This window comes from Phytopseudomonas seleniipraecipitans (genome assembly GCF_900102335.1).
In the GTDB taxonomy this organism is placed as follows: Bacteria; Pseudomonadota; Gammaproteobacteria; order Pseudomonadales; family Pseudomonadaceae; genus Aquipseudomonas; species Aquipseudomonas seleniipraecipitans.
Map to the genome: position 1 here is coordinate 593,828 of NZ_FNBM01000002.1, position 13,693 is coordinate 607,520.

At 55.6% G+C, this 13,693-nt stretch carries 11 protein-coding genes and 1 pseudogene; 4 read left to right on the plus strand and 8 right to left on the minus strand.

Annotated elements, in window-relative coordinates; all coding sequences use genetic code 11:
• Positions 1 to 21 precede the first annotated feature (21 nt).
• From BLS60_RS07565 to BLS60_RS07575, 3 genes are all read left to right on the plus strand, one after another.
• On the plus strand, positions 22 to 942 hold the full coding sequence (locus tag BLS60_RS07565) for a restriction endonuclease (RefSeq protein WP_092366444.1): 921 nt from the start codon (positions 22 to 24) through the stop codon (positions 940 to 942).
• A gap of 151 nt (positions 943 to 1,093) precedes the next feature.
• Positions 1,094 to 1,804, plus strand: a complete 711-nt coding sequence (locus BLS60_RS07570; protein WP_092366447.1) for a hypothetical protein — start codon at positions 1,094 to 1,096, stop codon at positions 1,802 to 1,804.
• A gap of 3 nt (positions 1,805 to 1,807) precedes the next feature.
• Positions 1,808 to 3,568, plus strand: a complete 1,761-nt coding sequence (locus tag BLS60_RS07575; RefSeq protein WP_092366450.1) for a zinc ribbon domain-containing protein — start codon at positions 1,808 to 1,810, stop codon at positions 3,566 to 3,568.
• A 427-nt stretch (positions 3,569 to 3,995) separates the two neighbouring features.
• Here BLS60_RS07575 and BLS60_RS07580 read toward each other — a convergent pair whose 3' ends face one another.
• The 6 genes and pseudogenes from BLS60_RS07580 to BLS60_RS21460 all read right to left on the minus strand — a co-directional run bounded on the left by BLS60_RS07580 (position 3,996) and on the right by BLS60_RS21460 (position 7,565).
• Positions 3,996 to 4,901, minus strand: a complete 906-nt coding sequence (locus BLS60_RS07580; RefSeq protein WP_092366453.1) for an SH3 domain-containing protein — start codon at positions 4,899 to 4,901, stop codon at positions 3,996 to 3,998.
• Positions 4,902 to 5,046: 145 nt separating this feature from the next.
• Complete coding sequence (locus BLS60_RS07585; RefSeq protein ID WP_092366456.1) at positions 5,047 to 5,589, minus strand: hypothetical protein; 543 nt, start codon at positions 5,587 to 5,589, stop codon at positions 5,047 to 5,049.
• A pseudogene (locus BLS60_RS07590) lies at positions 5,582 to 5,755 on the minus strand (tyrosine-type recombinase/integrase); the annotation flags it as partial. The gene BLS60_RS07585 and the pseudogene BLS60_RS07590, both read right to left, overlap by 8 nt.
• Before the next feature lie 112 nt (positions 5,756 to 5,867).
• The gene (locus BLS60_RS07595) at positions 5,868 to 7,064 is read right to left on the minus strand and encodes a type II toxin-antitoxin system HipA family toxin (protein ID WP_092366459.1); all 1,197 of its coding nucleotides are present in this window, start codon (positions 7,062 to 7,064) and stop codon (positions 5,868 to 5,870) included.
• Positions 7,064 to 7,315 (minus strand): helix-turn-helix transcriptional regulator, encoded by a 252-nt coding sequence (locus tag BLS60_RS07600; RefSeq protein ID WP_070880665.1) that lies wholly within the window; start codon positions 7,313 to 7,315, stop codon positions 7,064 to 7,066. The genes BLS60_RS07595 and BLS60_RS07600 overlap by 1 nt, the downstream gene beginning before the upstream one ends.
• Positions 7,316 to 7,409: 94 nt before the next feature.
• Positions 7,410 to 7,565, minus strand: coding sequence for a hypothetical protein (locus BLS60_RS21460; RefSeq protein ID WP_167357653.1), 156 nt, complete (start codon positions 7,563 to 7,565; stop codon positions 7,410 to 7,412).
• Between the two features lie 333 nt (positions 7,566 to 7,898).
• Between BLS60_RS21460 and BLS60_RS07605 the strand changes: the two genes are divergently transcribed.
• Positions 7,899 to 9,386 carry a sensor domain-containing diguanylate cyclase gene (locus BLS60_RS07605; RefSeq protein WP_167357654.1) on the plus strand — a complete coding sequence of 496 codons (1,488 nt, stop codon included), beginning with the start codon at positions 7,899 to 7,901 and terminating at the stop codon, positions 9,384 to 9,386.
• 372 nt (positions 9,387 to 9,758) lie between these two features.
• Here the strand turns inward: BLS60_RS07605 and BLS60_RS07610 are convergent, their stop codons facing one another.
• A complete protein-coding gene (locus tag BLS60_RS07610) occupies positions 9,759 to 12,323 on the minus strand; it encodes a TRAP transporter permease (protein WP_092366464.1) in 2,565 nt (854 codons plus the stop codon).
• 96 nt (positions 12,324 to 12,419) lie between these two features.
• Positions 12,420 to 13,391, minus strand: coding sequence for a TAXI family TRAP transporter solute-binding subunit (locus tag BLS60_RS07615; protein ID WP_070880662.1), 972 nt, complete (start codon positions 13,389 to 13,391; stop codon positions 12,420 to 12,422).
• Between the last annotated feature and the right edge of the window lie 302 nt (positions 13,392 to 13,693).

The window sequence follows — 13,693 nt, forward strand, 5'->3', positions numbered from 1 at the left end:
AATCCTGCATCTGGAGTAGCAATGTCCGTCCCAACCTACGACCAGTTCATCGAACCGATCCTGCGCTACCTGGCCGCCAAGCCTGAAGGGGCCGTAACGCGCGACGCCCACGAGGCCGCTGCGGATGCGCTGAACCTTTCAGAGAGTCAGCGCCAAGAGCTAATAGCCAGCGGCCAGGCTACTTACAAAAACCGTGCTGGTTGGGCCCATGACCGCCTCAAGCGCGCCGGACTATCCAGCAGCGCCAAGCGTGGACACTGGAAGCTGACTGAAGCAGGCATCACCTATGCTGCCCGGCACTCTGCTCCCCTAGCGGCGGATAAGGTCGAGCAACTTGCCATCGGCTTTATGGACGTAAAACTCAAGACACCCACGGATGCGATCCCTCTCGATGGGCAAGAGCAAGCTGCTCGAGCTCCAAGCTCAGCGACTGTCAGCCCTGACGACCGTTTGGAGCAGGCGCTGCGTGAACTACGCGAGGCAACGTCAGCAGACCTGCTGGATAACCTTCTACAAGTCAGCCCAAATCGTTTTGAGGTCATTGTGTTGGATGTGCTGCACAACCTTGGCTACGGCGCGAGCCGCAACGATCTGCAGCGTGTTGGCGGCAGCGGTGATGGTGGTATCGACGGCGTGATCTCACTCGACAAGCTCGGCCTGGAAAAGGTCTACGTCCAGGCAAAACGTTGGCAAGGCACCGTTGGGCGACCAGAGCTGCAGGCTTTCTATGGTGCTCTTGCAGGGCAGAAGGCCAAGCGTGGCGTATTTATTACCACCTCAGGTTTTACGGCACAGGCAATCGACTTCTCACGTTCAGTGGAGGGCATGGTGCTAGTTGATGGCCGTAGGCTGGTTAGCCTGATGATGGATCACGAGGTTGGCGTCACCTCGCGACTGCTCAAGTTACCGAAGCTGGATAGCGATTACTTCGATGAAGAATGACCGGGGAGGAAAGAAATCAGTCTTCTTCCGTTTATACAGAATTTTATAGCCATGACAATGATAGGATAAATACCATACAGAAACCCATCGAGTATTTTTCTCAGAACAAACGCAAGACACCTAAGGGCTGGCTAAAGTCGAGAAATACGAAATGAATTCGTCACACGCACAAAAACAGACCGTAAAGGAAATTCTTCTTTCTCTTCACGAGAAATTTGGTCAAAACATAAACTCCCTAGAGGGTGACCCATGGGAAGTAATAGAAAAAATTGATATGAACTCTCGCATAATCAGCGAGATCAGAACGATTCTATCTGACGAGCACTGTGACACCGAGGGCCAATCTAAAATCTGCTCAGAGCTCCTAGAAGAGGTGTTCTCGGACTTCTCACTAGCAATGTACCTCTGCAGTATTGGTCTCATTGTTCAGGCTAGAATGTCTGTTCGGAGGGCCTTCGAGATTGGACTAGCCACGGTCTACATGTGGGATCTACCACATGAATACTGGGGATGGAGAAGTGGCGATCAAGATCTTAGCTTTTCAGCCATGGTCACTCATTTAAACTCTTGCGGTTACTCTGAATATATCAAGCACATCAGGGGGGGCGACTTTGCGTGTACAATCTGCGATCAATCTAAATTTCAAAAAATATACAGAGAGCTAAGCAATACTGTTCACGGAAAAATATCTGAACTCCCTCCCCTATCTCCGGAGAGATTCCTTCCAAATCGGAATGGCGTCATAGACCATCTTACTCTGACAGCTTCTGCACAGCGGGCCGTCATTGAACTCTTACTTGGACGATTTAGCGGTCTGAGGGAGAAGATTGAAGATGCCTTTCCAGCAATAAAGAGAAACTAATAAATGAACAAGGATTCATCCAGCGTCAAATACACCGGAGAAGACCTTCTTCAGACAGCTCGATGCGAAGACCTTCTCTACAATCAAATTCGCGACGTATCAGTGTTGGGAGACTTTGAAAGACGTATCATTGACGCGCTGAAGGGTAACGGCGCCAACCTTCTAGAAGGAGCCCGTGGCGTTGGGAAATCAATGCTGTTGCGCATGGCTGAAATTGAATTAGACAATATATTCCAAATCGACAAGAAGCTTGGAGTTTACGTCAACTTCAAAACCAGCACACTACTTGAAGGCGTCAAAGCAGACGAGCGTGACGCATTCCAGATCTGGGTAAATATTAAAATACTCGAAGCGTTACACGAAAAACTACTAGCGCTGAATCTCATTGCTAAAACAGGTGCCAGCGACCCTTACCAGAGGGTTTTCGGAATCTCTTCAGTGATCGAAACGAAAGCGATGCTCGAAGAGAAAATACACTTATTACAAAAGCTCGCATTTAGCAAATCAGGCCAAAGTGACATTATAAAACAGATCGGTAGTGACTTCCTAGCCAAAGCTCAAGATACAAGCTTTCTAGTAAACATAATTAAAGAAATAGCAGAGCAGTTTGACCTGCACAAAATAATATTCTTCTTCGACGAGGCCGCCCATACATTTATACCGACGCAGCAAAATATATTCTTTGAGATTTTCAAGCTGCTACATGGTGGGATAGTCGCCTGCAAGGCTGCAGTTTATCCAACAGTCACTAATTACGGCAGAAACTTCGAAGTTGGCCAGGATGCAATCGTATTGCCAGCTGTCAGATTTGACCCCGGCGAGAGTGGCCGGAGAGAAAACCGCCTACATTTCCGCGAAATTCTTGATAAGCGCCTACCAAAAACTAGCGCTCAAAGGAAAAAAATATTTCAGCGGGGCGCGGAACTCGACCTATGTATCGATCTTTCAAATGGCAACCCACGAGCCTTGCTACATATACTAAACAGCGCCCTTTCAGGCAACGGAGCATTATCAGAGCGCTCCGTTGGGTTAGCGGTACAGAACTATGTTGACCAAGCTCTTATCCCATACCACCAAAGCCTGTCTAAGCGACTTCCTGTATACGCATCTCATATAAGGGTAGGCTTGGAACTGCTTCGAGGATATTTAGTCCCAGAAATCAGGACAAAAAATCACCGTAAAACAAAAAGCGAATATCAATCGGCATTTTTCACAATACAGAGGGACATGTCACCAAACTTAAAATTATCGCTTGATATTTTAAGCTACTCTGGAATGGTTTCCCAATTAGGCACCGTGAAAATAGCCAGCGGAACAGGTCCCCGCTATCTAGTAAACCTGGCAATTCTGGCCACAGAAAAAGCATTTGATACTCCCAAAACTGCAGATGCCATAACACGACTAAGCCTGACGGATTATCGAGAGTTCTCTTCATCAGACCCTCAAATCAAGACATATCTCGACTCTCTTCTGCTGCCCAGTGAAACCTGCCCAGGCTGCTCTGCGCCATTACCTCTAAATGCAAAATTTTGTAGTGAGTGCGGAACTAAAATCACAGCAACTTCAATCGTCAGCACTCTCTTAGAAGAGCCAGTTAGTGAGTTATCCATTAGCGAACGTCTAAGAAATAGAATTAAGCCAAAGTACCCCACGGTCGGCTCTGTTGTTCAAGCGAAGCGCGCAGATCTTATGCAAATTTCTTACATCAAGGATGTTCGATCTAGAATTATCAAAAACGCTGCCGATGAGTTTATTTCTGGATAAGTCCATACCCACTATTCGGCAGTTAGTCTCTCCTAATAACATGAGGCACAGTGCTAAAAAATTGCCTGGCCGTACCGTTAGCACTGAACAGTGCTAACGGTACGGCCACGATGCAAAGCAAATTGGCATCGCGGTCTGTATCGGTACACTAACAGCACAGTGCTCCGCTCTAGCAAATTTCGCTAAATTACGCTTAACCCCTTCTACGGCGCTACTTTCAGCTCACTGTACCTACGCTAAGCTACGCACGGTTTCACTAGGCTTGCAGCGTTTCTAGGCAACTCATAATCCTTTGGTCCACGGTTCGAGTCCGTGTGGGCCCACCACCTTAAAAGCCGCGCATTGCGCGGCTTTCGTGTATTTGGCACTCAGCTCCTCGGGGTTTCTCTTCCTTGCGGTGTCCACAAAGTGTCCACCCCTCCCCATTTTAGCGGTGCAGCTTGTTGGTATAAGCCCTCGAAATCCAGCCCTCAACGGCCTCGTCTCCCAGTACAGATACTCGAAGCCAGGTGGAGTTAGTGGCGTCGAGAATTTCAAGTATCGCTCGATCCGGCAATTTGATGTCCACCTCCCCTGCGCGCATGCTTGGCGCTAACCGCAGCTTGACTCCTACACCCTTAACTTGGCGGTAATCTGCCCAATTTACCTCAGGCTTTCCTGGGTCACAGAAGAACGTGCGAAGGGCTTTCCCCGCTTGATTAGCGGTAGCAAAGGGAATGAGCTTTGGCTGATAAAAGCAGAGCTCGGTTCGAACAGTGCCTTGTGCAGCTATGGCGATATACAAGGCGGCAATGATTTTTAATAGCCACTGCAGGTAAAGAATTGCGCCACTGGAGAGTCTTTTGAGGTGGTCACCGCCGCTAGCATTCCTGATGATTTCCTGCTCAAACAACTCTTGTTGCTGAGGGGTGAAACTTGGGGTGGCTTGAAAGCTCACATCCGAGTAAGCAGCGTTGCCATGAATCCGTCGCGACCAGTGACGTGCCTCAGATGTGACCAGCTTCGATCGACTTAGAATGTCTACGGCTAGCGGTTTAGCGCCTGAGTCTTCCCGGTTTGCCTCAGGCCAGCTGCGATTCACTGCTAAGTCCATCATCTTGGCAAGACTCTCGATCCCACCAACAGGCTCAGCCATCGACATCAGAGCTTCCATGCCCTCATTCGCCCAAAATGAGAACGGCTCAATATCAACTGAGTGATGAGCTAGCCAGTTGCGCATTTCTCTTTGGAAAAGCAAAACCGCCTTGCTCGCATTCACTTCTGCCGCTAAGTGTTCAATCGCCGCATTGGTGGTCTCTGGAGTCATGTACTTGCCGGGCTTTTTTTCAATCATCAGATGAGCCTTCCGTGGTTGCCAACAGATTCTGGTTCGTCATATCAGCCACCTGTCTTGGACTGAAATGATTGAAGTGCTGGATATTGGCGAGCGGTATACGGATGTGGGAGCGCAATCAAGATACGAACTTCCCCAGCCTCAATCATGTAACGGTTTCTTCAGGTTTCCATGTCTCAAGCCCAGCGATATCTTTACCAATGCGCATTGCTATTTCTAGAAGCTCGATGGTCTGCCCCACCTGCTTAAGATCTCTGGTTCCTTCGTAAAGGAATCCGCCCGGAGATATGTCAGCCAATACGCTCTGAATCAACTGATAGAACTGGACAACCTGAACGGCATGCTTTGGGCCCATGCAGGCAATTTTCGACGCGTTATCTCGATAGATTAAGTTGTAGTTCTCCGGAACTGACAAACGGTAGTAAGCCGCCTTTATGGTATTTCCAGTAAACGCGTTCGTTCCGTATATACGGAGCTCTAGATCTCGATATTCTTTCTGTAATCCCGGTAGATAGCCCCGCGCATATGCGATCTGAATCAATGAGGACACCTCCGCAATTATCGCCCCAGAGACGCTATCTCGCTCACGCTTGATGCCAGAGCGATACAGCCAGATAGGGACAATCGAGCCGGCAGCCGCGCTAATCAATGCGACCAAAATAGTCGTCCAGTCAGCACCTTCAAACATCTGATTTCTCCACTGTCCGCCTGGCCAGCGGATTTAAATTCACCACATCAGCCATATGCCCCGGGCTGAAGTGGGCGTATTTCTGGGTCATGGCCAGGGTTGCGTGGCCGAGGACGCGTTGCAGGGTCAGGATGTCGCCGCCGTTGCGCATGTAGTGGCTGGCGAAGCACGTGGGTCAGTTGGCCTTAACAATCGGGGGACAGACCACGTTTTACGAGGAATTAACCGTGGCCTGCCATCCTCTGTCGCCCCGCCGCACATTTAAAACTGAACACGTCCTAGCCAAACGTCTGCATAAACTGCCCAGCGCATTGTCTGATTGCTGCGACCACATTCGGTGCCTGCTCGCGCAGCTCTGTTGAGCGAGCCAGTACCCGCTCCAGCGCGCTCAACTGCTCGCGGATCACCTCTTCTGGCCGCGCCACATCACAGACCTGAGCGAAGTCCAGCAGCCCTTGGCGCGAGGCGAATAATGATTTGTTGCCGACAAGATCCAACGCCAATACGTCCTCTGGAATGTAGGCCGTGGTATTGACGATGTCGTAGGCCGGGGCGAGCCGCGCATCACGTTGCGTAGGGTCGGAGTAGAGCAGGCCGAAGTTCTTCAGATGGGCGTCGCCGTTACCGACGATGCAGCTCAGGGTCACCATGGCGAATAGCTGCGCCAGTGAGCCCTGCACGTGCTCGGACGGGCAGAACAGGCGGATGGCCTTGGCAATGGCTGAGTAGCTCTTGCTGTACTTTTGCTCCGCGGCCAGCCCCATCAATGCCGCCATGTCTTCGAAGCCGATGGGATTGAGCTGCTGATCCCGGTCGAAGCGGCGCATAACGAACAGCTTGGCGTTGGCGGAGAGATAGAACTCCGGCACCACAATCCCCGCTTCCTTCGCCACGGACATGCAAAGGAACTCGTTGATCGCCAATCCCGGAAACTCATCCCGACCGCTCTTGATGATCAGGTCGGAAGTTTTCGAGGTGAAACGTTGCGGTGTGGAATCCTGATGCTCAGGCACCAGCACCTTGGGCTGCACGCCCGACATACCGGCGCGCAGGATGTAGCGATCCACCAGGCCGGCAAAAATATCCTCTGCACCGTCCCAGGAGAGGATTTCTTCCAGCTTCTCTCCGGGGAACTGCTGCCGCGCCAAAAGCGCATCGACCTCAGGCGAGCTGACCGCCACCCGGCCGATAGGTGAACTGCTACCCGACAGCGCCAGCAGCAACATCGGATCAACGTTCGCCACCTTGGCCAGGCGGTTGCGCAACTGCTCCAGGACATAGCCTTCCGGCAGGTTCATTTGGAAGATCGGGTGCAGCTCCCGATGGCGGTATTCGTCCAGGCGCACCGGCATTAGCAAACTGATCGCGGCCTTCGCCTCGGCGTCCTCGTGGTAGCGGAACAGATAGTCTCCAGCGCTGGTAAGAATCTTCCCGCTGTCACCCTCTGGCGTTGCAACCTGCAGCACGGCCGTCATCAATCGAATACTCCATGGATTTCGTCCAGCGTGGGCATGGCTGCCGGCACCACATTGAGTTCAGCGTCGAGGGCTGCCAGCACTCGCGCATAGGCCATCATTCCCACCGAGAGGTCGCCCTTCTCGATGGCGATAACCTTTTGCCTGGTGATGCAGGCCAGGGAAGCGAGCGCGGCCTGAGTCAGCCCGCGATTCAGGCGGCGCTGCCGAAGCTGCTCGCCAAGTCGCAGCGAGATGAGGGAATAGTCCATGTTCTGTATACACAACAATTTATATTAAATGTAACGTATACCGAACTAGCGGAGAAATCAAAGCGAATAGGCTGCTCAAGCCCAGGAACCGACACTACGCGGCCATATAGCGGTCCGCCATCAGGCGCAATTCACGACTGCGTTGCCGGTAGGTTTCCAGCACCTGCTGATAGGTCGCTACGGTTGCACCCGGTAGGCCGTGGTGCGGGTCAAAGGCTTCGCGGTCCATCGCGTCCCACTGCGCGATCAAGTGGAGATCCGGCTGGGCTTTCTGGCTTTCCGCTTGAATCAGTTAGGTCAGACCTGAGACGAATAAATCAATCGTGTCCTCGACGCTCTCCAATAGCTCCAAGCATTGGCTGTGGGTTATTCCCAGCTCTGCTGGCGTGCGGGAGATGCCATGGGGTAGCCCGAGCGTTCATAATTCAGGCGCTGCTGATGACCAGTGGCCGTCCAATTCCTGTGCGAGCGACGTACGCCGATAGCACAGCGAACTGTGAAACCAGTACCGTTACCTGCCCAAACAGCACACCTGACTATGCATACTTCAAAAATCGGTCACCTCAGACGCTTGGTCGCGATCATGACGCTTGTCGTGGGCGTGGCGTTTCTGTTGCTGACCTATTTGCAGGTCGATTGGGACAGGCGTGAGGCGCTCAGGCAACACATTGACGACATGCAGAACCTCTCGACGGCGCTAACTCGGCAGGCAGAGTCGACGATTCGTGACGCGCATACGGTGGCCATCGGCATTCAGCGCAAGCTGGAGATGTCGGGCTACGGCGCCGAGAACCTGCATGAAGTGCTGGAAGTATCACGCGCGCAACTGGTGACGTTGCGTGATGTGGAGGGCTTTACCGTAGTGGACGCGGAGGGTCGGCCGCTGCTCACTACGATTCAGGAACCCAGCGCAGCCTATAACGCCAGCGATCGGGATTACTTTACGTTTCATCACGTCACCAAGAACCACGGCCTGCTTATCGGCGCGCCTATTCAGAGCCGCATCACGGGGCAGTGGGTCATACCGCTGTCGTTACGGCTCAATGATGCCAACGGTGAATTTGCCGGCGTGGTGCTCGCAACGCTGTATATCCAGCGCTTCGTCGACTTCTACCAGACCATCGATCTGGGCAGCGAGGGCGTTATCGGGCTGGTCAACCGAGACGGCACGAACCTCGCCAGGTCTCGGCTAGCGGACCAAGGCTACGCGTTCAGCGTGTCGAGAAGCCCGTTGCTGCGCATCATCAATGAAGATGGCGTGATGCGCGGCAGCATCGTGCTGAAGGCGATGACAGATGACGTGAGGCGCATCTACGGGTTCGATACCAGCGCCGAATACCCCATTCTGGTGACAGCCGCGGTTTCCGAGGAGCAGGCAATGCAGCCCTGGCGAAACCGCGCCCTGCAGACTTGGGCGCTGACTGGCAGCGTACTGATTATATTCATGTCGATGGCCTGGATGATGTGGCGCGCACTGGGCCGCCAAGGCAGGATGGAAGCGCGACTGCAGGCCATGCATCGCAGCTTGACCAGTGCCAATCACGCGCTGGAGATCATCGCGGGTGAAGACGCGCTTACTGGCCTGGCAAACCGACGTCGCCTCGACGAAATGCTGCAGGCCGCATTCAGTTCCACCGCTGCTCAGGGACAATCGCTGTCGTTCGTACTGCTGGACGTGGATTACTTCAAACGCTTCAACGATCAGCACGGCCACCCGGCGGGAGATGAAGCGCTGAAGCAGGTGGCCGCAGTACTCAAGCGCCACGCCAAGCGCAGCGCCGACACCACGGCACGTTATGGCGGCGAGGAGTTGGCGCTGATCCTTCCCGGTGCCGAACGCGCGGCTGCGATGGCGGTGGCCGAGGCGATTCGCGCGGATGTCGAGGCGCTGGCGATAGCCAATCAGGGCTCGCCCTACGGCGCGCTGACCCTGAGCATAGGCGTTGCGTCCGGTATACCAGGGCATGACATGCAAGCGCCTGCCGACCTGATAACGGCAGCCGACATCGCCCTGTACGCCGCCAAAGGCGCCGGGCGTAATCGGGTGGCTTGCGACGAGAACAGCGACTGAGCGCACCCTGGCCGCCCTTCCCTGCAATTCCCCGACGGTCGACTCTTCGGCTTCCACGGCCAAAGCAGAACGCCTGTCGCGAATATGCTGAGTCTTGGCTGCAGCCAGGCATGGAATTGCCGTCGAATAGAGGTGCTCCGCAACGCACGTCGCCGACGTCCGAGCCTCACGTAACGCCGAGACGCTGTGGCTAGATTGGCGAAGGCGCCTCAATAACAGGACAGCACGCTAAGTGCCGCGAGGGAATCCGCGCAGAACTGCGCGGACACTGACTGAGTTGTCCCAAACGCTGCCACTGCCGAGCTCGCCAAGAGATCGGCAGCGATGGGCGATGGGCGGCTGACGCGCAGAGAACGCGTCAGCCGCTTTTCACTAGACGGCAGCCTGCTCCTTCAGGCGCCGGCGCTGACGCCAGATCAGCAAGCCCATCAGCAGCAGGGCCGGAATCCATATCAGCTCCTTCGGTGCCCGCTCGGTTGGCGCGCGCACGCTGAGGATTTCCTGATCGAATGCCAAACCTGCGGCTTCCGCCGGGCTGCTGAAACCGACCGTATCGATCAGCACCTTGTCGTCTTCCTCGTAGAGAGTCAGGCCGAGCGCCTCGAGACGCTCTTCGCCCGTGCCCTTCTCGGGAATCGGCAGCACCACGGTGAAGGTACGCGGTTGACCCACGGCATCTTCGCCATGCACACGCAGGCGCAGCTCGCTGTTTTCTTCGACGCGCTCAAGCGCCTGGGCTAGTTCGGCCGGCGGGATGTCGCGGTAAGGGTCGACCAGCATGTCCATCCAGAAGCCAGGACGGAACAGAGCGAAGGCGATCAGCAGAAGCGCCGCGTTTTCATACCAGCGGTTGCGCACCAGGAAGTAACCCTGGGTGCCTGCCGCGAACAGCAACATGGCCACCGTCGCGATGATGAAGATCAATATGCCGTGCCACAGATCCACATCGATCAGCAGCAGATCGGTATTGAAGATGAACAGGAACGGCAACGCCGCGGTGCGCAGGCTGTAATAGAAGGCGGTGATACCGGTGCGGATCGGGTCGCCCTTGGAGACCGCCGCCGCCGCGAACGAGGCCAAGCCAACTGGCGGCGTGACATCGGCCATGATGCCGAAGTAGAAGACGAACAAGTGCACCGCGATCAGCGGCACGATCAGTCCGTTCTGCTGACCGAGGGAAACGATCACGGGCGCCAGCAGACTGGACACCACGATGTAGTTCGCCGTGGTCGGCAGGCCCATGCCCAGAATCAGGCTGAGGAACGCCGTCAGAATCAGCATCAGCAGCAGGTTGCCCATCGACAGCACTTCGACCACATCGGCGAGCACCAGGCCCACGCCGGTCTGTGAGACCGCACCCACGATGATGCCCGCGGCTGCCGTAGCGATACCAATGCCGATCATGTTGCGCGCACCGGCAATCAGGCCTTCGCGCAGGTCGACCATGCCGTCCATGAACGAGCCATGTTCATGAGTACCGTCGCGGCGCAGCCAGCTCAGCAGCGGACGCTGAGTGAGCAGGATGAACACCAGGATCATGCTGCCCCAGAAGGCCGATAGCCCAGGCGACAAGCGCTCGACCATCAGGCACCACACCAGCACCACAACCGGCAGCAGGAAGTGCAGCCCCGAGAGCAGTACCGGGCGGGTTTCCGGCAATTTTTCCAACGGTGTGTTGGGGTCTTCGGCCGGCAGTGGCGGAGTGCCTGCGGCAATTTTCAGCAGTCCAACATAGACGATCAGCAACATAGCGCCGATGACCCAGCTGGCAGCATCGCCCAGAGCGGGTTTCATCCAGCCGAGGCCGTAGTAGACCGCCAGGGAAATCCCGCTGATCAACGCGGCGCCAAAGGCCAGGCCCAGCAGGCGAACAAGCCATGGCTTGGGCGCACTGTTACGCGGCAGCGCCTTGAGGCCGAGCTTAAGCGACTCCAGATGGACGATGTAAAACAGCGCGATGTAGGAGATCAGTGCCGGCAGGAAGGCGTGTTTGACCACCTCGATGTACGGCATGCCGATGTATTCGACCATCAGGAACGCGGCTGCGCCCATGACCGGCGGCATGATCTGCCCGTTGACGGAGGATGCCACCTCGACGGCGCCAGCCTTCTCGGCACTGAAGCCGGTGCGTTTCATCATCGGGATGGTGAATGTACCGGTGGTGACCACGTTGGCGATCGACGAGCCGGAGATCAGCCCGGTCAAACCCGACGAGACCACCGCAGCCTTGGCCGGGCCGCCACGCATATGCCCGAGCAGGCTGAAGGCAAGCTGGATGAAATAGTGACCGGCGCCAGCGCGCTCGAGCAGCGCGCCGAACAATACGAAGAGAAACACGAAGCTGGTCGATACGCCCAGGGCGATGCCGAACACACCCTCGGTGGTGATCCACTGGTGGTTCGCCAGGGCCGTCAGGCTGACCCCGCGGTGCGCGAGCATCGCCGGCATCCACGGACCAGCCAGGCTGTAGATCAGAAATATTGCCGCGATGATCGCCAGCGCCGGGCCGAGCGCGCGGCGCGTGGCTTCGAGCAGCAGTGGAATACCGATGCACGCGGTGACCAGATCAGCGGTGGTCAAATTACCTGGCCGCTGGGCCAGTTGTTCATAGAACAGAAACAGGTACGCGGCAGTGGCTGCAGCGACCAGGCCAAGGGCCACGTCGAGCAGCGGCACTCGCTCACGGGGCGAGCGCTTGAAAGCGGGGTAGGCAAGGAATGCCAGAAGCAGCGCGAATGCCAGGTGAATGGCGCGCGTCTGCGTATCGTTGAACACACCGATGCCGACCATGAAGGGCAACGGTGATGCGATCCACAACTGGAACAGCGACCAGGCTAGCGCAAGGCCAGCAATAATCTTGGCCATCGCGCCCTGGGGGTTACGTGCCCCCACCTCCTGCGCGATCAGTTCTTCGGAAGATAATTTATCAGTGGTCATGGATTTGCCTGAATTCAGCCATGCGGATCACAGAAAACCCGCGCCCTTGCGGTGCGCGGGTTTTCACTTTGCTGTTAACACGTGCTGCGCTAAGTCTTACAGCCAGCCACGTTCTTTGTAATAACGCGCGGCGCCTTCATGCAGCGGTGCGGTGAGGCCAACCTTGATCATGTCTTCTTCTTTCAGATCAGCGAAGGCCGGGTGCAGCTTGCGGAAACGATCAATGTTCTCGAACACCGATTTGACCAGCTGATACACCACGTCGGCGTCAGTCTTGGAGCTGACAGACAGTACCGCCTTGCCGCCAATCGACTGCGTGGCGTTGTCGTTGCCTTTGTACAGGCCACCCGGAATATCGGCCTTGGTGTAATAGCTCTTCTCGCTGAGCAGCTTGTCGATATCCGCGCCAGTGATCGGCACCAGTACCGCGTCGACGGTGGTGGTGGCTTCCTGGATGGCGCCATTCGGATGACCGACGAAGTAGGTCATGGCATCGATGTTGTTGTCGCTCAGGGCGCTGGCCTGCTCGGCCGGTTTCAACTCGGACGCCAGTTTGAACGCCGACTTGTCCCAGCCTTTGACGCGCATGATTTCTTCCAGCGTGTCACGCTGGCCGGAACCTGGATTGCCGATATTGACGCGCTTGCCTTTCAGGTCATCGAGACCCTTGATGTTGGCGTCCTTGCGGGCCAGCACAGTGAACACTTCGCTCTGCAGGGAGAACACGGCGCGCAGATCGTCCATTGCACCTTGTGCTTCGAACGGCGCTTCGCCCTTCATGGCCTTGTACTGATGGTCGGACTGCATGATGCCGAAGTTGTATTCGCCAGAGCGCAGGCCGTTGACGTTGGCCACGCCGCCGCCGCTTGCCGGGGCGTTGCACTTGATACCGGTTTTCGACGAATCACGATTGACGAAGCGGCAGATCGACTGGCCGGCGACGTAATAAACACCGGTCTGGCCACCAGTGCCGATGGTCACGAATTTGTCCTGAGCCTGGGCAATGCCGCCCATCGCGCTCAGGGACAGCCCTGCAGAAAGGGCTAAGGCCAGTGGAAGTAGTTTCATGTGTTGCTCCTTTTCATTATTAGTGGTGAAGCACCGCTCGTATGAACGCAGCGCGCACCTTACCGGACTGCTGCTACAACGCCCATGCCGATTCGGCATGGGCCATTGCGAAATTGTAAGCATAGACAAACGTCCAGATCATTCACCTGCGCGCACAGTGCCAACAATTAAAGGGGCGCAGTTCAGCACAAACCTGACGCCGCTGTACCGTTAACCGTTGTGAAATGCGCGGCGCCCGCAAGACAAGCCCGACATCTTCGAGCAACCATGCCCAGGGCAGTGCACAAACAGGAAGGGCGACT

Bases quoted from the DNA above. Each gene is read 5' to 3' on its own strand.
- BLS60_RS07565 (WP_092366444.1), top strand. From the start codon at position 22: ATGTCCGTCCCAACCTACGACCAGTTCATCGAACCGATCCTGCGCTAC.
- BLS60_RS07570 (WP_092366447.1), top strand. From the start codon at position 1,094: ATGAATTCGTCACACGCACAAAAACAGACCGTAAAGGAAATTCTTCTT.
- BLS60_RS07575 (WP_092366450.1), top strand. From the start codon at position 1,808: ATGAACAAGGATTCATCCAGCGTCAAATACACCGGAGAAGACCTTCTT.
- BLS60_RS07580 (WP_092366453.1), bottom strand. From the start codon at position 4,901: ATGATTGAAAAAAAGCCCGGCAAGTACATGACTCCAGAGACCACCAAT.
- BLS60_RS07585 (WP_092366456.1), bottom strand. From the start codon at position 5,589: ATGTTTGAAGGTGCTGACTGGACGACTATTTTGGTCGCATTGATTAGC.
- BLS60_RS07595 (WP_092366459.1), bottom strand. From the start codon at position 7,064: ATGACGGCCGTGCTGCAGGTTGCAACGCCAGAGGGTGACAGCGGGAAG.
- BLS60_RS07600 (WP_070880665.1), bottom strand. From the start codon at position 7,315: ATGGACTATTCCCTCATCTCGCTGCGACTTGGCGAGCAGCTTCGGCAG.
- BLS60_RS07605 (WP_167357654.1), top strand. From the start codon at position 7,899: ATGACGCTTGTCGTGGGCGTGGCGTTTCTGTTGCTGACCTATTTGCAG.
- BLS60_RS07610 (WP_092366464.1), bottom strand. From the start codon at position 12,323: ATGACCACTGATAAATTATCTTCCGAAGAACTGATCGCGCAGGAGGTG.
- BLS60_RS07615 (WP_070880662.1), bottom strand. From the start codon at position 13,391: ATGAAACTACTTCCACTGGCCTTAGCCCTTTCTGCAGGGCTGTCCCTG.